This is a genomic window from Streptomyces noursei, assembly GCF_001646665.1.
In the GTDB taxonomy this organism is placed as follows: Bacteria; Actinomycetota; Actinomycetes; order Streptomycetales; family Streptomycetaceae; genus Streptomyces; species Streptomyces lavendulocolor.
Window position 1 is genome coordinate 142,006 of record NZ_LWBU01000043.1, and the last position, 23,853, is coordinate 165,858.

The 23,853-nt window shown below is 73.9% G+C and carries 21 protein-coding genes and 4 pseudogenes; 11 read left to right on the forward strand and 14 right to left on the reverse strand.

What is annotated here, in order from left to right; genetic code table 11:
* Positions 1-22: 22 nt before the first annotated feature.
* Positions 23-1,639 (reverse strand): sigma-70 family RNA polymerase sigma factor, encoded by a 1,617-nt coding sequence (locus A4V12_RS04775; RefSeq protein WP_064067934.1) that lies wholly within the window; start codon positions 1,637-1,639, stop codon positions 23-25.
* Positions 1,640-1,878: 239 nt separating this feature from the next.
* Between A4V12_RS04775 and A4V12_RS04780 the strand changes: the two genes are divergently transcribed.
* On the forward strand, positions 1,879-2,679 hold the full coding sequence (locus tag A4V12_RS04780) for a DUF1206 domain-containing protein (RefSeq protein WP_064067935.1): 801 nt from the start codon (positions 1,879-1,881) through the stop codon (positions 2,677-2,679).
* 86 nt (positions 2,680-2,765) lie between these two features.
* Here the strand turns inward: A4V12_RS04780 and A4V12_RS04785 are convergent, their stop codons facing one another.
* On the reverse strand, positions 2,766-4,586 hold the full coding sequence (locus tag A4V12_RS04785; RefSeq protein ID WP_199831218.1) for a S8 family peptidase: 1,821 nt from the start codon (positions 4,584-4,586) through the stop codon (positions 2,766-2,768).
* Positions 4,587-5,014: 428 nt separating this feature from the next.
* Here A4V12_RS04785 and A4V12_RS04790 point away from each other — a divergent pair, with 428 nt between their 5' ends.
* From A4V12_RS04790 to A4V12_RS04805, 4 genes are all read left to right on the forward strand, one after another.
* On the forward strand, positions 5,015-5,587 hold the full coding sequence (locus tag A4V12_RS04790) for an antibiotic biosynthesis monooxygenase (RefSeq protein ID WP_064067936.1): 573 nt from the start codon (positions 5,015-5,017) through the stop codon (positions 5,585-5,587).
* Between the two features lie 92 nt (positions 5,588-5,679).
* Positions 5,680-6,099, forward strand: a complete 420-nt coding sequence (locus tag A4V12_RS04795; protein ID WP_064067937.1) for a VOC family protein — start codon at positions 5,680-5,682, stop codon at positions 6,097-6,099.
* A 143-nt stretch (positions 6,100-6,242) separates the two neighbouring features.
* A complete protein-coding gene (locus A4V12_RS04800; RefSeq protein ID WP_064067938.1) occupies positions 6,243-6,620 on the forward strand; it encodes a phage holin family protein in 378 nt (125 codons plus the stop codon).
* A gap of 240 nt (positions 6,621-6,860) precedes the next feature.
* Entirely contained in the window at positions 6,861-7,715 is an 855-nt protein-coding gene (locus tag A4V12_RS04805) for a DMT family transporter (RefSeq protein WP_064067939.1), read from the forward strand.
* Positions 7,716-7,733: 18 nt separating this feature from the next.
* Here the strand turns inward: A4V12_RS04805 and A4V12_RS04810 are convergent, their stop codons facing one another.
* The 3 genes from A4V12_RS04810 to A4V12_RS04820 all read right to left on the reverse strand — a co-directional run bounded on the left by A4V12_RS04810 (position 7,734) and on the right by A4V12_RS04820 (position 10,822).
* On the reverse strand, positions 7,734-8,243 hold the full coding sequence (locus A4V12_RS04810; RefSeq protein WP_064067940.1) for a hypothetical protein: 510 nt from the start codon (positions 8,241-8,243) through the stop codon (positions 7,734-7,736).
* Between the two features lie 378 nt (positions 8,244-8,621).
* Positions 8,622-10,226, reverse strand: a complete 1,605-nt coding sequence (locus A4V12_RS04815; protein ID WP_064067941.1) for a glycerol-3-phosphate dehydrogenase/oxidase — start codon at positions 10,224-10,226, stop codon at positions 8,622-8,624.
* Positions 10,223-10,822, reverse strand: a complete 600-nt coding sequence (locus A4V12_RS04820) for a TetR/AcrR family transcriptional regulator (RefSeq protein WP_064067942.1) — start codon at positions 10,820-10,822, stop codon at positions 10,223-10,225. The genes A4V12_RS04815 and A4V12_RS04820 overlap by 4 nt, the downstream gene beginning before the upstream one ends.
* 73 nt (positions 10,823-10,895) lie before the next feature.
* Between A4V12_RS04820 and A4V12_RS04825 the strand changes: the two genes are divergently transcribed.
* Both A4V12_RS04825 and A4V12_RS04830 read left to right on the forward strand, forming a co-directional pair.
* Positions 10,896-12,491, forward strand: a complete 1,596-nt coding sequence (locus tag A4V12_RS04825; RefSeq protein WP_064068005.1) for an FAD-binding oxidoreductase — start codon at positions 10,896-10,898, stop codon at positions 12,489-12,491.
* 52 nt (positions 12,492-12,543) lie between these two features.
* A complete protein-coding gene (locus A4V12_RS04830; RefSeq protein ID WP_064067943.1) occupies positions 12,544-13,428 on the forward strand; it encodes a diacylglycerol/lipid kinase family protein in 885 nt (294 codons plus the stop codon).
* Between the two features lie 47 nt (positions 13,429-13,475).
* On the opposite strand, the gene A4V12_RS04835 is transcribed toward A4V12_RS04830, so the two are convergent.
* Positions 13,476-13,994: a hypothetical protein gene (locus A4V12_RS04835; protein ID WP_064067944.1), complete on the reverse strand. Its 519-nt coding sequence runs from the start codon at positions 13,992-13,994 to the stop codon at positions 13,476-13,478.
* Between the two features lie 179 nt (positions 13,995-14,173).
* Complete coding sequence (locus A4V12_RS04840) at positions 14,174-15,070, reverse strand: GNAT family N-acetyltransferase (protein WP_064067945.1); 897 nt, start codon at positions 15,068-15,070, stop codon at positions 14,174-14,176.
* 225 nt (positions 15,071-15,295) lie between these two features.
* On the opposite strand from A4V12_RS04840, the gene A4V12_RS04845 reads away from it, so the two are divergent.
* On the forward strand, positions 15,296-15,958 hold the full coding sequence (locus A4V12_RS04845; RefSeq protein WP_064067946.1) for a hypothetical protein: 663 nt from the start codon (positions 15,296-15,298) through the stop codon (positions 15,956-15,958).
* Between the two features lie 113 nt (positions 15,959-16,071).
* Here A4V12_RS04845 and A4V12_RS39415 read toward each other — a convergent pair whose 3' ends face one another.
* The 5 genes and pseudogenes from A4V12_RS39415 to A4V12_RS38325 all read right to left on the reverse strand — a co-directional run.
* Entirely contained in the window at positions 16,072-16,200 is a 129-nt protein-coding gene (locus A4V12_RS39415) for a hypothetical protein (protein ID WP_267893180.1), read from the reverse strand.
* A 195-nt stretch (positions 16,201-16,395) separates the two neighbouring features.
* A complete protein-coding gene (locus tag A4V12_RS04850) occupies positions 16,396-16,890 on the reverse strand; it encodes a peptidylprolyl isomerase (RefSeq protein ID WP_064067947.1) in 495 nt (164 codons plus the stop codon).
* Between the two features lie 480 nt (positions 16,891-17,370).
* Positions 17,371-17,841: a DUF5959 family protein gene (locus A4V12_RS04855; RefSeq protein ID WP_064068006.1), complete on the reverse strand. Its 471-nt coding sequence runs from the start codon at positions 17,839-17,841 to the stop codon at positions 17,371-17,373.
* A 95-nt stretch (positions 17,842-17,936) separates the two neighbouring features.
* Positions 17,937-18,438, reverse strand: a pseudogene (locus A4V12_RS39875) (transposase); the annotation flags it as partial.
* A gap of 17 nt (positions 18,439-18,455) precedes the next feature.
* Positions 18,456-18,557 (reverse strand): annotated as a pseudogene (locus tag A4V12_RS38325) (IS5/IS1182 family transposase); the annotation flags it as partial.
* A gap of 124 nt (positions 18,558-18,681) precedes the next feature.
* On the opposite strand from A4V12_RS38325, the pseudogene A4V12_RS38330 reads away from it, so the two are divergent.
* Positions 18,682-18,774, forward strand: a pseudogene (locus A4V12_RS38330) (IS5/IS1182 family transposase); the annotation flags it as partial.
* A gap of 136 nt (positions 18,775-18,910) precedes the next feature.
* Here the strand turns inward: A4V12_RS38330 and A4V12_RS39880 are convergent.
* A pseudogene (locus A4V12_RS39880) lies at positions 18,911-18,998 on the reverse strand (IS5/IS1182 family transposase); the annotation flags it as partial.
* Between the two features lie 39 nt (positions 18,999-19,037).
* The gene (locus A4V12_RS04870) at positions 19,038-21,395 is read right to left on the reverse strand and encodes an MMPL family transporter (RefSeq protein WP_107415321.1); all 2,358 of its coding nucleotides are present in this window, start codon (positions 21,393-21,395) and stop codon (positions 19,038-19,040) included.
* 228 nt (positions 21,396-21,623) lie between these two features.
* Between A4V12_RS04870 and A4V12_RS04875 the strand changes: the two genes are divergently transcribed.
* Together A4V12_RS04875 and A4V12_RS04880 are read left to right on the forward strand one after the other, a co-directional pair.
* A complete protein-coding gene (locus A4V12_RS04875) occupies positions 21,624-23,537 on the forward strand; it encodes a glycoside hydrolase family 15 protein (protein ID WP_064067949.1) in 1,914 nt (637 codons plus the stop codon).
* 73 nt (positions 23,538-23,610) lie between these two features.
* Positions 23,611-23,847, forward strand: a complete 237-nt coding sequence (locus A4V12_RS04880; protein ID WP_064067950.1) for a hypothetical protein — start codon at positions 23,611-23,613, stop codon at positions 23,845-23,847.
* The last annotated feature ends 6 nt before the right edge of the window (positions 23,848-23,853 follow it).

Here is a 23,853-nt window from a genome sequence, read left to right on the forward strand (position 1 = left end):
CGAGCGGGGGTCCGCCCTCCGGTCAGCCCCGCGCGCCGAACACCTGGGTCCACCACGGTCCGCCGGACCCCTCGTGGACGCCGAGGCCGATCTCCTTGAACGAGCAGTTCAGTATGTTGGCGCGATGGCCCGGGCTGTTCATCCACGAGTCCATGACCGCCGCCGGGCTCTGCTGCCCGCGGGCTATGTTCTCCCCGTACGTCGTCCACTGATACCCCGCCGCGGTGATCCGGTCGCCCGGGTCCTTGCCGTCGGGGCTGGTGTGGTCGAAGTAGTCGCGGGCGGCCATGTCCTCGGAGTGGCGTGCGGCCGCCGTGTCCAGCGTGCCGTTCTGGCTCACCGGACCGCACCCGTTCCGCGCCCGCTCCTCGTTGACCAGCGTGGTCACCTGCTGGGCGAACGGGCCGGACGGCGCCTGGGGCCGCTCGGGGCGCGGCGTGGAACGTTCGGGCTCCGGGGAAGGCGCCGGGGGCGGCTTCGGCGTCGAGCGGCGGGGCGTGGGCGTGGGCGACGCCTTCTTGGTCGCCGACGCCGAGGCCGAGGGCGACGGGCTCGCGGAGGCGGACGGCGACGCGGAGGCCGACGGGGTCCCGGACGGCCGGGCGGGCGTGGCCGCGGGCAGGCCCGGCGTGCGGGAGGGCCCGGCCGCGGTCTGGGTACGGACCTCCCGGCCGCCCTCGTCCGGCCCCAGGAACTGCAGCCCGGCGACCCCGCCGCCGGCCACCAGCAGCGCCGCCGCGGCGGCGGCCCCGCGGCGCTGCCTGCGCCGCCGGGCGTGCCGCTCCCGCCGCCGGGCGCCCGCCGCGGACCCGCCCGGGCCGGCCGCTCCGGAGAGGACGAACGTGTCGCCGCCCGTGGACGACAGCCCCGCGCCCGCCCCCAGGAGCGCGGCCCCCACCGGCACCAGGCCCAGGCCGACGAGCAGTCCCTCGGCGGGGACGAGCCCGGCGCCGTGACCGGAGCAGACCGTGCAGTCGCGGGCGTGCCGGGCTATCCGCTTGCGCCACAGCGCCGACGGCAGCCCGTCCCACCCGGCCAGCACGTCGTCCAGCAGTACGCAGCGGGGGACCGCCCCCAGGGCCCGGACCACGATCCGCGCGGTCTCCAGCTGCGCCTTCACGCGCTGCACGCGCACCGCGGTGTGCTGCGGCGTCAGCTCCAGGGCGTCGGCCACCTCCGTCCGGCTGAGCTCGCCGGCGGCCTCCAGCCACCACAGCGACAGCAGGTCGCGGTCGGCGTCGTCCAGCCAGCGGGTGGCCTCGGCGACCTCGCGCCGCTGCCCCGACAGGCTCAGCCGCAGGATCGTGAGGTCCACGAAGTCGGCCCCCGGATCGGCCAGGTCGGCCCCGTCGGCCGGCGCGCCGGCGACCGCCGGGTCGAACCGGTGGTCGCGTATCCGGTTCATGGTGATCGCCACGAGCCAGGACCGGAACCGCTGCGGTTCCCGCAGCGAACCGAGACCGCCGAGCGCCCGGATCATCGTCTCCTGGACGACGTCGTCCACGTCCGCGTGCCCGTTCAGGGCCCGCCCGACGATGTTGTAGACCAGCGGCAGGTACGCCGAGACCAGCTCGTCCTGCGCCCGCTGGTCCCCGGCCTGCGCCGCCCTGACCAGCCCTACCTCGTCTGTCTGGCTCACCTCTCGGCTCCTTTCCTCCCCGGGCGGCGATCCGCCCGACACCTGGGAGACCGGCCGCCGGGCCGGCGATAACAAAAACCACGAAGAAGAACGGAGAAAAACGGAGAGGAACGAGAAACGGCGAACACGTCCTCCCGCGCCCCGCGGGCCGGGCACACCGCCCCCCGGCCCCCACCCCCCGGCCGCCCCATTGTTTCCCGGCCCCTTCCGGGGGCAACGGGGGGAGGGGAGGTGCCGAGGTGAGCGTACGCGGCAAAGCGAACGGGAAGAACGGCAGAAAGGTCGTCGAGGTCGCGGGGCGGTGGGGCTTCGCCGCGCGAGGAGTGATCTACCTGCTGGTGGGGGTCCTCGCACTGCGGATCGCCTTCGGCGACAACGGCGAACAGGCGGACAAGGGCGGAGCCCTCACCGAGGTCGCCGCGCAGCCGATGGGCTCGGTGCTGCTGTGGCTGCTGGGCATCGGCCTGGTGGGGATGGCGCTCTGGCAGCTCACCGAGGCCCTGTGGGGACACAAGACGACGAAACGTCTTCTTTCGGCCGGCCGGACCGTCTTCTACGCCGTCGTGGCCTGGTCGGTGTTCGTCTTCGCCGGCGGTGACCACAGCGGTGGCGGCGGCGAGAGTGACCGGCAGTCGCACGACATGACGGCGAAGGCGCTGGACCTGCCCGCCGGGCAGTGGCTCGTCGGCGCGGCCGGTGCGGCCATCGCGGTCGCGGGTGTCGTCGGAGCCGTGCAGGCGGTCCGCCGCTCCTACCGCAAGCATCTGCGGCTGGGCGAGATGTCGTCCAGGACACGTACCGCCGTGGATGTCACGGGCGTGGGCGGGGGAGTGGCCCGCGGCCTGGTGTTCGTGGTGGCGGGCGGGTTCGTGGTGCGTGCGGCGGTCACCTATCGGCCGAGCGAGGCCAAGGGCCTCGACGACACCATCCGTTCCTTCGCCGACACCCCGGCGGGCCCCTGGCTCCTCGTCGCGGTGGCCCTGGGCCTCGCGCTGTACGGGCTGTTCTCGTTCGCGATGGCGGTGTGGCGCCGAGTCTGACCGCCGGCACGGAAAAAACGGATGGCCGCCGCGCGTCCCACCCCTGATGAGGGACGCGTGGCGGCTCGACCGTGGGAGCGCGGTGCTCAGAAGGTCAGGTTCCAGGCGTCGATCTTCCCGGTGTCCTGCGTGGCGATGTCACGGACCCGCAGCTTCCAGGTGCCGTTGGCGACCTCGGCGGAGGCGTTCACCGTGTAGGTCTTGCTGACGTTGTCCGTACCGTCGTTGTCGGCGAAGTCCTCCAGCGGGTACACCGTGCCGTCGGGGGCGACGAGGGAGACGATCAGGTCACCGCGGTAGGTGTGCGCGATGTTCACGCCCACCTTGAGGGTGGCCGGCGCGTTGCCGGTCACGCCCGTGACGGCGAGGGGGCTGTCGACGGTCGCGTTGTCCGCGATCGTCACGTCGGTCGTGGTCTCGAAGTACCCGCCGGGGGGCGGCGTCGTACCGGAGACCGCCTTGAGGGCGTCGGTCTGGCCCTCGCCGAAGAAGCCGTTCTTCGTGTTGGTGCCCGTGCACCGGCTGTCCGAGGGGCAGGCGACGTCCGTGGCCTGCACGCCGAGCCGGGACCGGATGTCGGCCGGCGTCGCGGCCGGGTCGGCGCTCGCCATCAGCGCGGCGACACCGGCGACGTGCGGCGACGCCATGGACGTGCCGTTCATGTTGCCGTACTTGCCGCCCGGCAGGGTGGAGTAGACCCCGGAGGCACCGTCGCCGCCCGGCGCGGCGATGTCGATCACACCGTTGCCGAAGTTGGAGTACGACGCCTTGACGTTGCCCTTGCCCATCGCGGCGACGGTCACCACACCGGGCAGCTCGGTCGGGATGTCCAGGCAGGCGTTGGTGATGGTCCGCCTGACCGGGGTGGAGTCGTTGGGGCTCTCCGTGTCGACCGTCTTGTTCGCCAGGTCGAGGTTGGAGTTGCCGGCGGCGGCGATCTGGAGCGAACCGCGCCGCTCCGCGTACTCCTGGGCCCGCCGGACGCCCTCGATGATGGCGGCCTGGTCGGCGTTGTCCGGGCAGTTGAACTGCCACGGGTCGGTGTAGTAGCTGTTGTTGGTGACCTTGAAGCCGTGGTCACCGGCCCACATGAAGCCGCAGATGGTGTTCTCCGCGAAGAACAGGCTGGTGCCGGGTTCGGCGATGCGGACCGAGGAGATCTTCACCCCGGGCGCCACCCCGACGACACCCTTGCCGTTCTTGGCGGCGGCGATGGTGCCGGCGACATGCGTGCCGTGCGTGCCGACGTCGCGCCACGCCCCGGCGCGGGTGTCCGCCTTGCCGTACGCGCAGGAGACGGAGTCCGCCGCGTTGAAGTTGGGCGCGATGTCCTGGTGGCGGTCGTCGACACCAGTGTCGAGCACGCCCACCTTGACCGTCGAGGAGCCGGTGGTGACGGCCCACGCCTGGTCGGCCTTGATCTGGGTCATGTCCCAGCGTGTCAGGCTCTCCGTCAGCGTGGTCGGCGTCTGCGCCGGGTTCGCCGGGAGGGCGGGGGCGTACGCGTCGGCCGGGACGTCCGAGGTGCGGGTGGCGCCCACCTGCTGGACCCCGGCGACACCGCGCATGGCGGCGGCGAAGCCGGACGAGGTGGAGTGGGCGACGATCACGCCGATGGCGTCGTAGGACGCGAACACCGAGCCGCCGTTGTTCGTCACTGCCGTGCGTACGGCGGAGGTGTCACCGGGAGCGGTGATCACGAGGTGCGCCCGGGTGCCGGCCGCCCACGCGGAAGCGGTGGCGGTGGCGGAGGCCGGGGCGGCGGCGGGCGCGGCCGGGGTGGCACCGGCCCGCGGCGTCGGGCCGGCCGCGGTGGCCGTAGAGCCGAGCGCGAGCGTCGAGCCGAGCACGGCCGCGGCGACGACGATCGACTTCGCCGGGTGCCGTCTGGATATGTGACGTATCAAAGCGTCCTCCGAGTCCCGGCGCGCTGGTCGGGCGGCCGGGCCGAATGAGTAGGGGGTGAACGCAAGATGTCAGACGTCCGAACCGGTGAGAAGGAGGGGAAACCCTTGCTGCCCCCGCCACTGCGGCCCGAGGGTCCGCGCCACGGGCGGAGGGGTGCCCGGTTCGCCCTGGCTCGCCCCGTTGTCCGCCCTACGCCACTGTTCTGTAGGGCGGTTGGGGTGCGAGCGGCGGTGGCGGGGGTGCCGGCGCCGTCGGGCCGGCCGGTGTTGCCGTCCGGTGCTGTGGGCCGGTGTTCCCGGCCGGTGTCGTCGGTCGGCGGCGCGGCACGGGTCGGCTGCTGCCCGGTGACCGGGGGAGCGGGCTGACGTCCGGCCGAGGGGCACCGTAGAGTGCCGTTCCGGGCGCGGCACGAGCATCAGGAGAGCACGTGACTGCGGTGAGCCTTGAGCACACGACCGTTCCCGCCGACACCGGCGAGGTGACCCTGCTGATCGCCCGGCGGGTCGAGCCGGGGCACGAGGCGGCCTTCGAGCGGTGGGCGCGCGGCATCCTCGCGAGCGCGGCACTCTTCCCCGGGCACCTTGGGTACGGACTGTTCCGGCCCTCCGCCGAGGGTGCGCCCTGGTTCCTCGTCCACCGCTTCCAGGACGCGGCGGCGTGCCGCGCGTGGCAGGAGTCCCCGGAACGGGCGGCCTGGTTCGCCAGCTGCGAGGGCCACCATCACACCGAGGTGGCGCGGCGGGAGCTGACGGGCATGGAGACCTGGTTCGCCAAGCCCGGAGCGGTGACCCCTGCGCCCCCGCGCTGGAAGATGGCGATCAGCGCCACCCTGGCGATCTACCCGATCTCCCTGCTCGGCAGCTACTTCCTGGTCCCGCACCTGGCGGGCCTGCACCCGGTCGTGGCCAGCGCGGTGATCGCCTGCGTGTTCAACGTCCTGATGACGTACGCGGCGATGCCGGCCGTGAGCCGCCTCCTGCGCGGATGGCTGCGCCGCTAGGCCGCGCCCCGTTCGTCACGCGTCCGTTGCGGTGTGCCGTTGCGGTGTGCCGCTCATCCGCGAGGATGGGGACGCACAGAAAGGGGTAAATCGTGGCATCTCGCCTCAATCCGTACATCAGCTTCGACGGTGACGCCCGCCAGGCCATGGAGTTCTACCATCAGGTCTTCGGCGGCGACCTCACCCTCAACACCTACGGCGACTTCGGCACCGACGACCAGGGTCAGGCCGAGAAGATCATGCACGGCATGCTGGAGACGGACCGCGGCTTCACCCTGATGGGCGCCGACCAGCCGCCCGGCTCCGAACACCGGCCCGGCAACAACATGGCCGTCAGCCTCAGCGGCGACAGCGCGGACGCGCAGACGCTGCGCGGCTACTGGGAGAAGCTCTCCGACAGCGGCGCCGTGTCGGTCCCCCTGGAGACGCAGATGTGGGGCGACGAATTCGGCATGTGCGTGGACCGGTTCGGCATCGCGTGGATGGTGAACATCGGCCAGCCGCAGGGCTGAACGGCCCGGCCGCACGGGGCGCCACCCGTGCGGCCGCGCGTACGTCCCGAGTGCGGCCCCGGCGCGGGCCCGGTCCAGTCGGGCGCCGCCGCGGCGGGCGCGAACGGCGGTGTGCCCGGGCCCGCACCGGGTACCAGCGCGTCATGAGGCAGTCGGTCGAGGACGTTCACACCATGGTCCGGGAGGACACCACGGTCCGCGAGGACATCGACACCGCGCGGGACGAGGCGGCACTCGGCCTGTCGGAGGCGCGCCACGGCGTCGCGGCACTGGCGGCCGGCGGGGCGTGCGGGCTGCTGGCCCTGCTGTCGGCCCACTCGACGCTGGTACGCGGCCTGGAACGGGTCTGGTCGCCCGAGAAGGTCACGGGCGCGCTCACCGTCGTCTACGCGTCGGGCGCCTCCGTCCTGGTCCACTACGGGTCCAAGCGCATGCGCGTGGCCCGCGCCGCCTCCCGTGAGGCACTGCACTCCTCGGTGGACGTGGTCCGCCACGTGGTCGACGAGCTCAAGGACGCCTGACCACCGGCCGCCCCGCGGGGGCGGGATCCGGCCGTGGGCCCATGGCCCGTGACCGGCCTCGGTCGGCGCCGCCCTGCCGGAGCCGCGCCGCCCGGACCCCCGGGGCGGGCCGCAACCAGCAGGAGCCCCGCCGCCGCGTTACGGCGGGGGCGGGCCCACCCGCCGTAACGACGGCACCCGACCGGCGGGACACGGCCGTGTCGTCGCCGTCCGCGCCGTCCGCACGGCGAGGATCGGCGGATGGGCGTCCTCCTCCCCACCCTCTTCGCGCTGTGCGCGGCGACCGCCAACGCGGTCGCCACCGTCCTGCAGCGCCGTGCCACGCTGACCGTCCCCCAGACGCAGGGCTTCCGCCCGGGCATGCTGATCGACCTGCTCCGCAAGCCCCTCTGGCTGGCCGGCATCCTGGCCGTGATCGTCGCCGGCGTGGGCCAGGCCGCCGCCCTGGCGACCGGTCCCCTCGCCCTCGTACAGCCGCTGTTCATCCTGGAGCTGCCGCTCGCCCTGCTGTTCGGGTCCCTGGCGGACCGTCAGCGGCTGCCGCCGCGCCAGTGGGCGGCCGTGGGCGCCGTGGTCACCGGGCTCGTCGTCGCCATGCTCGCCGCCTCGCCCGAGGGCAACCGCACCCACGTGCCCCTGGACCGGTGGGTGATCACCCTGGCGGTGTGCGCCGCTGTCGTCCTCCTGCTGACGGCCACCGCGCTGCGCAGGCCCCCGGGCATGGCCCGCGCCGGATGCCTCGGCGCGGCCACCGCGGTGTGCTACGCGCTGACGGCCTCCCTGATGAAGACGTCCATGCACATCCTCGACGACGAGGGCGTCACCGCCTTCTTCACCACCTGGCACACCTACGCCTTCGCCGCGTGCGGGATCTGCGCGCTGCTGCTGCTGGAGCACGCCCTCCAGGGCGGGCCGCTGGTGGCGTCGCAGCCGGCCCTCACCCTCGGCGACGCGACCGTCAGCCTGGCGCTGGGCGTGCTGCTGTACGAGGAGCACCTGCGCGGCCACTGGTGGCTGGTGCCGGAGGCGCTCGGTGTCGGCCTCGTGGTGGTCGGCGTGTTCGCCCTGGCGCGGGCCGAGAGCGCCCGCGGGTGACGGGGCCGGCCGGGCAGATCAGCCGTCCTCGTCCAGCGCCGCCAGCAGGGTCCGGGCCTCGGTGTGCGCCCGCTCCACGTCGACGTCGTCGCAGATGACCTCCAGGCCGAGGGCCGTCATGTGCGGGGTTCCGGGGAAGTCGACGTACGACTGGTAGGCGAAGTAGGCGCGCATCCCGTCGTCGGGATCGCGCCCGACGCTCAGTGTCGCGAAGCGCTCCTCCTCGGCCGGCCCCGAGGTCATCGTGCGCGTACTGCTCTCGCTCAGGTGGAGCTCGCGCTCGTAGCGGACGGGTGCCGCCGGCAGATCCAGCACCGCGCGGGCGAACTCCCGCGCGTGCGCCGCGTCGTCGAAGGCCAGCAGTTCACTGAAGACGGGCAGCCCGGCGAGGAGCAGCCAGCGCCGGGGCCCGTCCCCCTCCGGCGGCTCGTACGCGACCGACAGCACCGACGACCCCTGCTCCGCCGGCCGGTGCGGCCACCCGGTCGTGTGCGGCCACGTGTACGTGAAGACCTGCTCGAACCACATGCCCCGCCCTCCCCCGAAGCGGCCCGTACGAGCCATTCGTCGTGAAGCCTAGGCGGTCGCACCGACAATCGTCTCGGAACGGTGCCCCGGCGGTGTGAAGCGGTCCCTGCCGACGCGTCAGCCCCGCCGCGCGGGGTACGCGCGGAGCGTGACACGACAACACCACGACACGAACGACGACATGAATCGGAGGCACTGATGAATCACCTCGTGACCGCTTCCCAGGACGCTTCGGCCGCACCCGCCTGGCTGCACGTGACGGTGATGGCCGTGGCCGTGCTGATCCTCTTCTACAGCCTCGCCCGGCGCAGCAACTGACGGGCGCACAGCACTGACCCGCACGGCAACAGACCGGCGCCGCGACCGGCGCCCGCCGTCCTACCGGGCGTGCGGAGCCAGCCGGCCGCCCTCCTCCTGGCGCAGCGCCTCACGGGCCGCGCCCAGCGCCGCCGCCCGGTCGTGCGGCACCACACCGATCCGGGTGCGCCGGTCGAGCAGGTCGCCCTCGTCGAGGGCGCCCTCGTGGCGTACCGCCCAGACGAGTTCCGCCACCGTGACCGGGTGGCCCGGCACCACGGGGCGCGCCATCTCCGGATCCCGCAGGCCCAGGGCGTGCACGGCGGGCGCCTCGGTGCCGTAGCGGCGGACGAGCCGGCGGGGGACGTCCAGCGCGGCGAGCCTGCCGGGGGAGGCGGCCCCGACCAGCGGCAGGGCGGCCGTGCGGCACGGCCCCGCCACGAGGCCGCGCGCCGCGACGGCCGCGTCCAGCGCGTCCTGCGCCATGCGCCGGTACGTGGTCAGCTTGCCGCCCACCACGGTCACGACACCTTCCCGGTTCGTCAGCACGGCGTGCCTGCGGGAGATGTCGGCCGTACGGGACGAACCCGACGGGCCCGAGGCGTCGAGGAGCGGGCGCAGCCCGGCGAAGGCCCCGATCACGTCGGCCCGGCCCAGGGAGACGTCGAGGGCCGAGCCGAGCACGTCGAGCAGGAAGCCGATGTCCGTCTCCGGGACCTCGGGCACGTCCGGGACGTCGCCGTCGACCGGCTCGTCCGTCAGCCCCACGTACACCCGGCCGTCGCCCTGCGGCAGCACCAGGACGAAGCGGTTCGACTCGCCGGGGATGGGGATGTGCAGGCCCGCGGTGAGCGAGCCGAGGTCCTCGGAGCGGAGCACCAGGTGGGTGCCCCGGGAGGGCCGCAGCCGTATGTCGTCGATCAGGCCGCCGGCCCAGACGCCGGTGGCGTTGACGACGGCGCGGGCCCGGATCCGGGTCTCCTCGCCGGTGAGTTCGTCCCGCACCCGTGCGCCGCCGCCGTCCAGCGCCAGCGCGCGCGTGCGGGTCAGGATCCGGGCGCCGTGCGCGGCGGCGGTGCGGGCCAGGGCCGTCACCAGCCGGGCGTCGTCGCTCAGCCGGCCGTCCCAGGAGAGCAGCCCCCCGCGCAGGCCGGCGGACCGGAGCACCGGCGCCATGTGCCGGGTCTCGACGGGCGACAGGGCGCGGGGTGCCGGCAGGGTGGCGCGCGAGGTGCGCGCCGAGGCGCGCAGCAGGTCGCCGGCGCGCAGTCCGGCCCGGGCGAGGGCCGCCTGCGAGCGGGAGACCAGCGGGGTGAGCGGGAGGACGAACGGCTGGGCGGCGACCAGGTGCGGCGCGGTGCGTTCCATCAGCACGCCCCGCTCCACGGCGCTCTCGTGGGCGACGTCCAGCTGTCCGGAGGCGAGGTAGCGCAGCCCGCCGTGGATGAGCTTGGAGCTCCACCGGGAGGTGCCGAAGGCCAGGTCGTGGGCGTCGATCGCCGCGACCGTCAGGCCCCGGGAGGCGGCGTCGAGGGCGACGCCCGCGCCGGTGGCCCCGAGGCCGACGACCAGGACGTCCACCTCGGTCCCGCCGGCCAGTTGCTCCAGCTCGCGGCGGCGGCGCGCCGCGTCGAGGGACGCGTCGCGCGACGGGTGGGCGGGGTGCGTGGTGCTCGGGTCGCTCATGGGACGAGGGTCCTTTCCAGCAGGGTCCGCAACTCGGCGAGGAAGGCCGCTTCGTCGAGCTCGGGGTCCGAGTCGTCGGTCATGGTGCGCAGCGAGAGCGTGAAGGACTGGACGATCAGCAGCACGGACCGGGCCTGGAGGTCCGGGTGCGCGGCCCGGACGGAACCGTCCTCGTGCCCCTCCTTCAGCGCGCCGGTGATGAGGCCGAGCAGCGCGTCCTGGCTGGCGCCGCGCCGGTCGAGCACGTAGGGCAGCAGGAGTTCGGGGTCCACGTCCAGGATCTTGTGGAAGAGCGGGTGCGCGCGGAACGCCTCGATCCCGGCGACCAGCCCGTCGACGAGCCTGTCGCGGGCCGGTGCGCCGGGCACGCGCTCGGGCATGGCCGCGACGGCCAGGCCGACCCACTCGCGGGTCATCACGTCCCCAACCAGCGTCCGGACGTCCGGCCACCGGCGGTAGAGCGTCATGCGGGAGACCCCGGCGCGGCGGGCCACGTCGGTCAGCGTCGTACGGCGTACTCCGACGGCGAGGACGCAGTCGCGGGCCGCGTCGAGGACGGCTTCCCCGTCCGAATGGTTGTGACGAATGGGCGTCATCTGTCACAGTGTACCGCCAGTGCGGGCCAGCGAGCACGCCACGAACCGAACCGACGGTGAGGAACCCGACCCCGTGGACATGTTGTGGAGCGGCTGGGGCGACCCGGCCAAGGCGGCACCCCTGCCCGACACCGTGACCGGCCTGCTGCGAGACCTGCTCGGCGTCACCCCGCGCGAGCACGGCCCCGCCGCGCTGGAGGAGATCGCCGTACCCGGCTCGCCGCTCACCGGCGAGGCCCGCCAGGCCCTCGCCGCGTGCCTCGGCGAACCCGACCGCCTGCGCACCGACGCCGAGACCCGCATCCGCCACACCCGCGGCAAGTCGACCCCCGACCTGCTGCGCATCCGCGCCGGAGAGGTCGACGACATCCCCGCCGCCGTCCTGCTGCCCGCCACGCACGACGAGGTCCTCGCCGTCCTGCGCGTGTGCGCCGAACACCAGGTGGCCGCCGTGCCGTTCGGCGGAGGCACCTCCGTGGTCGGCGGCCTCGCCCCCGAACGCACCACCTTCGTCGCCCTCGACCTGCGCCTCATGGACGCCCTGCTCGACCTGGACGAGGTCTCCCGCACCGCGACCCTCCAGCCCGGACTGCGGGCGCCCCGCGCCGAGGCCCTGCTCAACGAACGCGGCTTCACGCTCGGCCACTTCCCCCAGTCGTACGAATGGGCCACCATCGGCGGCTTCGCCGCCGCCCGCTCCAGCGGCCAGGCCTCCGCCGGCTACGGCCGGTTCGACGAGATGGTGCTCGGCCTCACCGTCGCCACCCCCGAGGGCACCTGGGAGTCCGGCCGCGCCCCCCGCTCCGCCGCCGGCCCCGATCTGCGCCAGCTGGTGCTCGGCTCCGAGGGCGCGCTCGGGGTGATCACCTCGGTGACCGTCCGGATCCGCCCCCTGCCGCGGAAGCGGTTCTACGAGGGCTGGCGCTTCGCCTCCTTCGAGGCGGGCACCGCCGCGCTGCGCCGGCTCGCCCAGGACGGCCCGCGCCCGACCGTCCTGCGCCTGTCCGACGAGACCGAGACCTTCATCGGGCTCGCCCACCCCGACCGCATAGGCGACGGCGGCACCGAGTCCGCCGGCTGCATGGCGATCGTCGGCTACGAGGGCACGGACGCCGACACCGAGCGGTGCCGCGCGGGCGTCCACCGGGTGCTCACCGCCGAAGGCGGCGAGTGCGCCGGCACCGAACCGGGCGACCGCTGGGCCCACGGCCGCTACGACGCCCCCTACCTGCGCGACGCGCTCCTCGACGCGGGCGCCTTCGCCGAGACCCTGGAGACCGCCGCCTTCTGGTCCGCGCTCCCGGAGCTGTACCGGAACGTCCGGCAGGCCCTCACCACCGCCCTCACCGACGCCGGGACACCACCGCTGGTCATGTGCCACGTCTCGCACGTGTACGAGAACGGCGCCTCCCTGTACTTCACGGTCGTCTCCGCCCAGGGCGAGGACCCGGTCGCCCACTGGGCACCGGCCAAGCACGCCGCCAACGAGGCGATCCTGGCCGCCGGCGGCACCATCAGCCACCACCACGGCGTGGGAACCGACCACCGCGACTGGTACGTACGGGAGGCCGGGCCCCTCGGGATCCGCGCCCTCCAGGCCGTCAAGGCGGAACTCGACCCGGCGGGGGTGCTCAACCCCGGCGTCCTCGTGCCCGTCCGCCACCCCTGACCCGGCCCGTCCCGCAGGCCCCGGCCTGCCCACGCCCCTCGGAGGCGCGCACATGCGACAGTTCACCGCCGTGGTCAACCCGGCCGCGGGCAGCTCCAGCGGCACGGCGGCCCTGCTGCCCGTCGCCCGGCTCCTGCGGGAGGCGGGCGCCGGGCTGGAGACCCGCTACAGCCGCAGCCTCGACCACGCCCGCGAGCTGGCACGGCAGGCGGCGGCCCAGGGGCACACCGTCCTCGCGGTCGGCGGCGACGGCATGGCCGGCGCCGTCGGCGGTGTGCTCAGCGGCACCGACGCCGTCCTCGGACTCGTCCCCTCCGGGCGCGGCAACGACTTCGCCAGGGCGCTGGGCCTGACCGCCGACCCCGCGGCCCTCGCCGACGTCCTGCTGCACGGCACACCGCGGGCCGTCGACACCATCAGGGTCGACTCGGCCGCCCACCCGGGCATCGCGGTGCTCGGCAGCGTGTACGCGGGCGTCGACGCCGTCGCCAACCGGTACGCCAACCACTCCCGGCTGCTGCGCGGATCCGCCTCGTACTACGCGGGCGGCGCGCGCGCCGTCGTCGGCTGGCGCCCGGCGACGTACCGCATCACCGTCGACGGCACGACCACCCACGAGCGGCGCGGCTACACGGTCGTCGCCGCCAACTCCGGCTACTACGGCTTCGGCCGCCGCATCGCGCCGGACGCCCGCGTCGACGACGGCCTGCTCGACGTGGTCGTCATCCGGCACGCCCCGAAGCGGCTGTTCTTCGCGATGATGAACGAGCTCAAGACCGGCGCCCACATGCGGCGCCCGCAGGTCGAGGTGCTGCGCGGCAAGGAGATCCGCATCGAGGCCGACCGCGACCTGCCCTACGGCGCGGACGGCGAGGTCGACGCGACCCTCCCGGTCACCGTACGGGTCTGCCCCGGCGCCCTGCGCGTGCTCGGCTGACCCCGGGAGGCGGGGCCGGGGACGGGCCCCCCGCCCCGCCTCCCGCGTCAGCCGGCAGGGCCGCCGCGCCGGGGGCCCACCGCCTCCCGCCAGTACGCGCCCACGCTCGTCCCCGCGCCCGCCGCCGCGCCGCGCACCGGAGCGGTGAGGTCGTCCGCCGGGTAGGGAGGGGAGCCCGCCAGGAGACCGTGCTCGTCGTCCCCGTTGTGCCACGAGGTCGTCGCGAACACGTACCCGCCCGGCCGGAGCGCGGGTTCGGCCACCGGCTGGGTGACCGTGACGGTGCCGCCGAGGCCGCCCTTGAAGACGTGCCCGACGCGCACCTCGTAGAGCCGCGAGGGGATCTCGGCGATGGTCCGCCGCCCGGTGCCGCGCAGCACGGTGCCGTGGAACACGTCGTCGGCCTGGGCCGCCGCCTCGCGTGCCCCGGCGGGATCGTAGGAGGCGGCGGCGACGGCCGTGACCGGCGCGGCGGAGGTGCCGGCCGGTCGCAGGGCGAGGTACCCGCCGGCGGCCACGGACACGGTGACGGCCGCGGCCAGACAGGCGAGGAGGGCTTTCTTCATGGTCGTTCCCGGGGTACGTGGACGTGGGCGTGGGCGCTGCGGCCGCCGAGCGGCCGGTGGTGACGCTGCCCGCCGCCACGCCGGGCCATCCCCCGGGGCCCGGTAGTCGTACCGGCCGGCCCCCTTACGGGTGACCGCCCGGGAGCGTGCCGGTCCGCACGCCCCCGGGCGGCCCGCCGTCAGGCGCTGTCGGCCGGCACCAGGTTGACGCGCTCGCGCACCACCGGGTACCCCGCCTTGGCGAAGTTGGCGGCCATCGGCGCGTTGCCCTGGTCCGTGGCCCCGGCGATGAAGCCGGCACCCCGCTCGGCCAGGAAGTGCGTGCACTCCGCCAGCAGGTCGTACGCGTAGCCGCGCCCGCGCTGCTCCGGCAGGACCCCGATGAAGCCGACGCACGGCCCGGACGGGTTGTGCGCGGGGATCTGGATGCCGACGGGCTCCCCGTCCGGCGTGTAGGCCACCTGCCACCACTCGCGCGGTGACGGGCACCAGTGGAAGAAGTCCAGCTCTTCCCGCGCCGCCTGGTCGAGACCGCCCTCCGCGACGGCCCGCAGCGCGTGCGCGTCCAGCGTCACCGAGTGGATGCGGCGCAGCGCGTCGAAGAACACGGCGTCGTCCGGCTCCGCCGCGAACCTCAGCCGCCCGGGCCGCTCCGGCAGGCCGAGGTCCGGCGTCCAGCGGTACATGTACCGCTCGACCAGCACCTCGTAGCCCGCCGCGCGGGCCGCCCGCAGCCGGGTCTCGCCCGCGGCGCGCGTGACCGGGTCGTCGCGCCAGCCGGCGGGCAGGTTGATCTCCAGCTCGACCCGGTAGGGGGAGGAGCGCAGCAGGTGGGCGCCCGCCTCCTCCTCGCCCTCGGCGACGTCGAACCAGTTGATGTTGATGGGGGTGTCGTCGTCCGGACCGCCCCACCAGGCGCCACGCGCGACGACTTCACCGTCGCGCAGCGCCACCCGCTTCCATTCGGGCCGGTGGGTGTTCCGCGCGTGCGCGGCGCGGGCCCCGAGGGGATCGGGCAGGGTGTCGAAGAGAGAGGCGTCGCTCGAGTCGAGTACGCGGATGACCGGGTCGGTCATGAGAGGTGTCCTCCGGGACGAAGCGTGGTGGAGCGCTCCCGGTCAGACCAAGGACGCCGGGGAAAGGCAACGGGAGCGCGGGGAACATGACTTGTGCACGGCGCTCGCCTCCCTTCCGCTGTCGTGGGCGTCACCGCACACGTTAGGCGGCCCCCGGTGCGGGTGTCCACCGGTTTCCGTGTGAGGCTGGCTCCCGCACACACCGCTCGAAGGGGGACCACCACCGTGCACGCACCGAGCCTTCCCGAGGATCTCGACCACCCCGCCCGCCTCTGGGCACGCGCCGTCACCTTCGCGCTGGTGGAAGCGGCGTGCTCCGACCGCCGGCCCGAACACGTCCTCGACGGGGACGGGTTGTGGTGCCACAGCACCGGCGCGGGCGGGTGGTGGCGGCTGACCCCGGCGGACGGCGGGCGGGCCGTCCTCGTCGGCCAGGACCCGGACGGCAGCCACACGCACATCGACGGCCGGCAGATCGACTTCCTGGCGGGCGGCCCGGACTGGCTGCCCTGGGAGCAGCTGCGCGAGGACGCCGACGGCAACCTGTTCGGCTTCGTCTACTGGTACGACGACGGCGCCTGGCACCGCATCCCCTACCCGGAGCAGCTCACGGAGGACGGCCTGGAGGGTGCCGCGCCCTGGGTGGACAGCGAGGGCGAGTTCACGGCCCTCGTCGGGGCCCTCGCGGACGCCGACCGCCTGACGCGGGACCAGCAGCGGGGCCTGGGCGGGGCCGTCACGCGGTTCCGCGAGCGCGCCGAGGCCCGGACGGTGGACGAGACCGCCGTGGCGGAGCTCCTGACCGCCGCCCTCCCGGAGGGCGTACCGCCCGAGCGGCTGGAGGCGGCGATGACACTGGCGCGGCGCGCCGGACTGACCCCCGCCTGACCGGCGCCCGCCGGACGGACCCGGCACCCCCGGGCCCGCCTGTCGGGTGCGGCGATGCGCCGCGCAAGGGGCAGGGCGCTCCGCAACGGAGACCGGGGGCGCGCCGGAGTCCTTCAGCGCCGCCTGCGGTTCACCGCCAGGCCGATACAGACGGCGGCAAGTACGACAACGGCCACGATGAACCAGGTGGGCATCGTCCCCAAGCCCTTGTAGGCGAGGGGCGCGGCATCGGTCGGCAACATCGGTTCTCCCCGGTCGGCTGCTACGCACCTGCCCCCTGGTCCACGTGGGATGCCTGCCGCAGGGCCACGCTCGGTAGGCGGTCGGCCCGCCGGCCCTGAATACCGTGCCCCGTCCGTCCTTGATGACGGACGGGGCGCTGGTGTCGCGGGGTGGGGGTCGCGACCCGGGGAGTCCCGTCAGGGACTCGAAGAGGGTCAGGCGACGACGCCGGACTCCTCGATGACGATCTTCTTGGAGGTGGTGCCGGAACCGCTGCCGAGGGCTTCGATCGCCTTGACGACGTCCTCACCCTCGACGACCTCGCCGAAGACGACGTGCTTGCCGTCGAGCCACGGGGTCTTGACGGTCGTGATGAAGAACTGCGAGCCGTTGGTGCCCGGGCCCGAGTTGGCCATGCTCAGCAGGAACGGACGGTCGTGCTTGAGCTGGAAGTTCTCGTCGGCGAACTTCCCGCCGTAGATGCTCTTGCCGCCGGTGCCGTTGCCGTTGGTGAAGTCACCGCCCTGCAGCATGAACTCCGGGATGACCCGGTGGAAGGGCGAGCCCTGGTAACCGAAGCCGTTCTGGCCGGTCGCGAGCTCACGGAAGTTGCGGGCGGTCTTCGGCACGACGTCGTCGAACAGACGGAAGACGATGCGGCCGAGATCCTCGCCGTTGGCGGAAACCTTGAAGTAGACGTTCTCACTCATGGCCCAGATTCTCCCCTACCGCAGGTGCGGCCGAAGACAGGACCCGCGGGCCCCGCGCGCCGGAGGGGTGGGCGGTGCTCCGCCCCGCCGGCCAGGGACCCCGACCGACGCACGGCGCGCCGGGGCGGCACGGGGACGGAACCCGCATCACCAGGGCGGCCATCAGGTCGGCTTCCACCGAGCGAGCGGCCGCCGCACGGAGGGGTGCTCCACCCCGTCTTCCGCACCCACTGGGCCCCGGAAGGGCGATCGGACGAGGGCAGCTACGGGGTGGCGTTCGTCCTGGTAGGGGTTGAGCAACAAGTCAGGAGCCTGGCCGCGGATCACCGCGGTGTGCTTCCAGCCGACTGACGGCGTTCTGGATACCCGTGTTCATGCCCTGACCGCCCACCGGGAAGTGCCGAACAAACGGCGGGGCTGGTGCGCCCGGTTGTGACTACTGAACTTGAATGCGTCATGTCGGTTGCTGAATTCAGGAGGTCACCGCTTGCGCTCGGGGCTCCACTCGTAGGTTCCTGATGCCGTCTCGACGACTTCGCGGGGCCACGTCTGCCGGACCTGTTCCAGGCGCCTGCGGTGCTCCGCGATCCAGTCTCCCTGGGGTCGGGTTCCCAGGACCGTCGTAAGGCGGTCCGGGTCGCTGACCTGGATCGACAGCCAGCCGTCTTCGTGCACGTGGATGTCAAGGCTCAGGCCGCGGTCTCCGCCGATGCTGGCTGTTTGGCCTGGTCGAAGGTTGGACAGCTCCTGCTCCCAGGAGTCCAGGTCGTGCGGGAAGAGGTAGAGGCCGAGCCGGGCGTCCACGAAGCTCGCGGAGGCGAGTACGTCCGCGTGCAGGATGTCGTGGCCGGTCAGCGCGCCCGGCTGGCACCGTCCCGTGACGCGCACGATGCAGCGATTCCCGTCCGGATCGGCGAGGTGGATCAGGTCCATCGGAGCGGGTTCCGTCATGAAGTTGCTCGCTTTCATGCGCTGGTGTGGGCTGCATCGTCTCCTACCGGCGGACGAGCGACACAGTCAGGCCCAGGCCTGGAGAGTCGGGTGCCCAGGGTCAAGCCGGTGCCGGCAAGACAGCCGTCGATCACGTCCGGCCGGTGCTGGAGCTGCTTGAGCCGACGCATGGCCGCGCGGGTTACTTGGCTGAGGCTGGCGGCGGCGAGGTTGCCGATGTCGCGCTTGACCAGGGACCACACGCCCTCGGTTGGGTTGAGGTCGGGCGCGTAGGTGGGCAGCTGAACGACCGTGAGTCATTCGGCGTTCGCGTCGATGAACTCGCGCAGCGGCTTCGTCAGGTGTAGTCGGAGGTTGTCGCAGACCAGCACGATCGGCCCGCCCAGCTGGATGCGTGCCCGGACGATCGGATCACGGAAGTCGCGCCAGCCGAAGCCCTTCGGCTGGTCCTTGCGCCCGGTGTACTCCCGGACCGCATAGAACAGCCGGGTTCCGCTCACCAGGCCTGTAGCAGGTCATGCCCGCCAGAGACACTCGCCCGGAACCGCGGCCGCACAGCCGCACGACCGGCGTACAGCCCCGGCGGCCCCGGGTTCTGGGATGCTGGCTACTGGGCCGGTACGGGACACCCATATGCGGGGCATCACCGTCTCGAAGGCGGGCCTCTCACCTGCCTGGCCTGCGATGATGGTGAAGGCGAGAGGTCGGGCGAGACCGCCTCCGCCAAGTGGACCTGAAGCGTGTTGCAAAAGGTTGTACCCGGGCAGGCCGGGGCCGGCTTGGGCGCCGGTCCGGTCATGCGGCGTGGGCGAGGTTGTGCAGGTGGGCGACGGCCTGGACCGCGTGGTGCGGGCCCGTCTCGAGCATGCCTTCACTCGGATGAAGCACTACAAGATCCTCCGCGACTACCGTCAGCGCGGCAGCGGAGTCCACACCCGTCGGTGCTCGGCGTTGTCCTCCTCCAGGCCCGACAGCAGGGCCCGGCCCGGGCGTCTGCGGGTCGGCATCACCAGACCGGTGTTGATGTACGCGCCGTTCCCCAGCACGGTCACGCCCTCGCAGACGGTGGCCACGAGCAGCGGCCGCAGCCGCTGGATCCCCCGGCACACCGTCGCCGGCGAGACGTCGAACAGCGGTGCGAGCTGCCGCATGCGCAGACCCGCTAGCGGTCACCCGGCGAGGGCATTCGACAGGGTCTAACGCACCGTATCGCCGCGGCCGCCGCGACCCGGCGCCGCGTCCGCCGGGGTGCCGGCGCCGGGGTGGTCGGTGGTGCCGCCCTCCGGGTCGATGTGGGGCAGCACCCGGTCCAGCCATCGGGGTGTCCACCACGCCCGCCTGCCGAGGAGGGTCATCGCGGCCGGGACGAGCAGCAGGCGGACGATCGTGGCGTCGATGAGCACGCTCGCGGCGAGGCCCAGGCCCAGCATCTTGACGACGATGCTGTCGCTCAGGATGAAGGCGGCGAAGACGCTGACCATGATGAGCGCCGCGCACGTGATCACCCGCGCCGTGATCTCCAGGGCGTGGGCCACGCTCGCCTTCGGGTCCCCGGTGCGCAGCCACGCCTCGTGGACGCGGGACAGCAGGAAGATCTCGTAGTCCATGCTGAGCCCGAAGACGATGGCGAACATCATCATCGGTACGTAGCTCTCGATGGGCACCTCGCCCGACACGCCCAGCGCCGGTCCGCCCCAGCCCCACTGGAACACCGCGACGAGCACGCCGTACGAGGCGGCGATGGACAGCACGTTGAGCACCGCCGCCTTCACCGCGACGAGCACCCCGCGGAAGACGACCAGGATCACCAGGAACGCCAGCCCCACGACCACGGCGATGATCAGCGGCAGCCGGCTGGAGACGATGTCCAGGAAGTCCACCTGCGCGGCGGTGGTGCCGGTGACGTACGTACGGGCGTCGGTGCCGGCGACCGCCTGTGGCAGCACGTCGTCGACGAGCCGGTTGACCAGGGCGGTGGTCCTCTCGTCCTGGGGGTCGGCCACGGAGTAGGCGGTGGCGATCAGCACGTCGCCGTCCTGCGTCGGCTCCAGGGGCGTGATCAGGGCCGCGTCGGGGACACCCGTCAGGGCGCTCTGCGCCTTGGACGCGAGGGACGACCGGTCCGCCTGGGGGACGTCCGTCTGGTCGACGACCAGCGTCAGGGGCCCGTTCGACCCCGGCCCGAAGGCCGAGGACATCAGGTCGAAGGCCCGCCGGTCGGTGAAGGACTCGGGGTCCGCGCCGTCGCCGATGTGCCCGAGCCGGATGAAGAGCAGGGGCACCGCCAGCACCGCCAGGACCACCACCCCGCCGGCCAGGAACCACCACGGACGCCGCTCCACCCGCTGGGCGTAGCGGTGCCAGGTGCCGCCCCGCGCGGCTCCCGCGCTCCCGCCGGCCTCCGTGGCCCCTGTCGCCCCCGCGGTCCCCGCGAGCGTCCCCGCCGCCCCCGCGGCGCCGGTGCTCGCGGTCTCCGTCTCGGCGACGGGCCGCCGGACGTGGAGCCGGTCGATCCGCCGCCCGGCCAGACCCAGCAGCGCCGGTACGAGGGTCAGCGCCCCGAGGACCGCGGTGACGACCGTGACGGCCGCGGCGAGCCCGAGCTTGCCGATGAAGCCGATGCCGGACACCCACAGCCCGGACAGGGCGATGATCACCGTGCAGCCGGACACCAGTACGGCCCGGCCGCTGGTCGCCGCCGCCAGCCCGGCGGCCGTCGGCGGGTCCCGGCCGTCCATCAGGTTCTGCCGGTGCCGGGTGATCAGGAAGAGGGCGTAGTCGATGCCGACGCCCAGGCCGATCATCGTCGCGAGCGTGGGCGAGACGGTGGCGAACGTGAACGCCGCCGCCAGCAGTCCCAGCAGGGCAAGCCCGCACACCACCGCGATCAGCGCCGTCACCAGCGGCATCACCGCCGCCACCACACTGCCGAAGCCGACCAGCAGGACCAGGACCGCCACTCCGAAGCCGATGGCTTCGCTCGTGCGATCGTCCGCCTCCGGTCGCGCCAGTTCGCCCAGCGGCCCGCCGTACTCCACCTCCACGCCCGCCGCGCGCAGCGGCTCGACCGCCGTGTCGACCCCGTCCAGGTACGCGGAGCCGAGCGTGGAGGGCTGCACGTCGAACCGGACCGTGATGTACGCGGTCCGCCCGTCCGACGACAGCGGGCCGACGTTCGCGGCACCCTGCGCGGGCGGCGGCGTACCGGGCGCCGGCAGCGGGTTCTGGGCGCTCAGCACGTGCGGCAGCTTCTGCAGGCTGCCGACGGCCGTGCCGATCGGACCGCTCACCTGCGTGAGCGGCTCGGACGCGTCGTGCAGCACGACCTGGGCGCTGTAGCCGCCGGCGGCGGGCTCGTGCGCCTTCAGGACGTCGAGGCCCTCCTGGGACTGGGACCCGGGCAGGGTGAAGTCGTCCGAGTAGTCGCCCCCCTGCGCCCGCTCCAGCACCTGGAGCCCCACCAGGGCCGCCAGCCACAGGACGACGACGATCGCACCGTGGTGTGCGCACCAGGTCCCGACGCGCCGCAGCACGCCCTTCCGCGGTGACGCCATGTGCCCTCCCGGAGCCACCGGCCCGGCCGTGCGGGGCCGTGGTGGACGACGCGCGCCGCCCGCGACGAGCGGCGGCGCACCTGGTGCCGCCATTCAACGGGCCCCCGCGCCGCTCGGCACTCCCGCGCCGCCCCACGGGTGATCCGCCCGCCCCGGACGGCCCCGCGTGCGGCCCGGGCCACCGCGGCTTAGCGTCGGGGCAGAGCGTGATCGCGCGAAGGGACCGCCATGCGCCGCTACCCACCGATCGCCGACCACGGGCTCATCGGCGACCTGCGGACGGCCGCGCTGATCTCGTCCGACGGGGTCCTCGACTGGTTCTGCGCGCCCCGCTTCGACTCGCCCACGCTGTTCGCGGCCCTGCTCGACCACGACCGGGGCGGCCACTTCACCGTCGCACCGGCGGACGCGGAGGGCGCGACGACACGTCAGCTCTACCTCGCGGACACGGCCGTGCTGGTGACGCGGTTCCTGACCGAGGAGGGCGTCGGCGAGGTCGTCGACTTCATGCCGCCCGCCGGTCTCGCGGACCCGGGGGACCGGCAGCGCGTCATCAGGGTCGTGCGCGTCACCCGCGGCACCGTCCGCTTCCGGCTGGAGTGCCGGCCCCGGTTCGACTACGGGCGCGGCACGCACCGCCTCGACGCGGACCGGGACACCGCGCGCTTCACCGGCCCCGGGACGACGGTGTTCCTGCACCTCGGGGGCGACGCGGCACACCCCGTGGAACTGGTGCGCGACGGGGCCGACGTACGATCCGACCTGACGTTGCGTCAGGGGCAGCGGGTCGCCGCGGTGCTGACCGTGTGCCCCGGCACCGGCATGCCCCCGCCGCCACGCCCGACCGAGGCCACCGTCCGGGACGCGTTCCGCGCCACGTACGACCACTGGCACCGATGGGTGCGCCGCAGCCGGTACCGGGGGCGCTGGCAGCAGGTCGTCAACCGCTCCGCCATCACCCTCAAGCTGATGACGTACGCCCCCACCGGCGCGCCCGTCGCCGCCGTCACGGCCGGACTGCCCGAACGCCTCGGCGGGGAACGCAACTGGGACTACCGCTACACCTGGGTGCGTGACGCGTCCCTGTCCGTGAAGGCGCTGCTGGACCTCGGGTACGCCGAGGAGGCGGACGCGTTCCGTCGCTGGCTGGGCGACCGCGTCGCGGCGGGCGCCACGGTGACGGGGGAGCCCCTGCAGATCATGTACCGGGTGGACGGCGACCCGCACCTGCCCGAGGAACTCCTCGGCCACCTGGAGGGCTACCGGGGCTCCGCGCCCGTACGGGTCGGCAACGACGCGGCCGGCCAGCTCCAGCTCGACATCTACGGCGAGGTGGCGTACGCGCTGGCCCACGCCCCCGACGCGGCCCCCGCCCTTGACACCGCCCGCGCCCCCGACAGCGTCCACGCCCCCGACATGGCCCGCGCGCCCGACATGGCCCGGCTCGCCGGGTACGACGGCTGGCGGAACCTCGCCGCGCTCCTCGACTGGCTGGCCCGCAACTGGGACCGGCCCGACGAGGGGATCTGGGAGACGCGCGGCGGCCGGCGCCACTTCACCTTCAGCCGCCTGATGTGCTGGACGGCCTTCGACCGCGGCATCCGCCTCGCCACCGCACTGGCCAGACCGGCCGACGTCGCCGGCTGGACGGCCGCACGGGACGCGATCTTCACGCAGGTCATGGAACGCGGCTGGAGCGAACGCCGCGGGGCGTTCGTCCAGCACTACGACGGCGAGGTCCTGGACGCGTCCCTGCTGCTGATGCCGGTGGTGGGCTTCCTCTCGCCACGGGACCGGCGCTGGCTGTCCACCCTGGACGCCATGGAGGCCGAACTGGTCTCCGACAGCCTCGTCCACCGCTACGACCCGCGCGCCTCACCCGACGGCCTGCGCGGCGACGAGGGCACCTTCTCGCTGTGCAGCTTCCTGTACGCGGGGGCCCTCGCCCGCGCGGGCCGGGTGGGGATGGCGCGCTACGCCTTCGACAAGATGCTGACCTACGCCAACCACGTCGGCCTGTTCGCCGAGGAGATCGGGCCCACCGGGGAGCAACTGGGCAACTTCCCGCAGGCGTTCACCCACGTGGCGCTCATCATGGCGGCGCTCGCCCTGGACGAGGAGCTGGACCGGGCGGGCGACTGAGACGGGGCCGCCGGTTGCGCCGGACGGGCGACCGCCGCCGTGACCCGGCCCGCCGGGCCGTCGTTGGCCCGGCATGCCACGCACCGCCCTCGCCCGCGCCCCGCGCGCCCTCGCCCTGCTCGCCCTCACCGGCGCCGCCCTGGCCCCCTCCGCGACCACCGCCCACGCCGAGTCCCTCAACGGGGGACTGGTCGACAAGGTCCACGTCGGGGCGGACGGCCGGCTCGGCCAACAGGTGCTGGACGAGGCCGTGGACGCCCTCCACACCGTGCAGTCGAAGGCGTCGATCCGGCCGGGCGCCCGGCCGTAGCTCCCC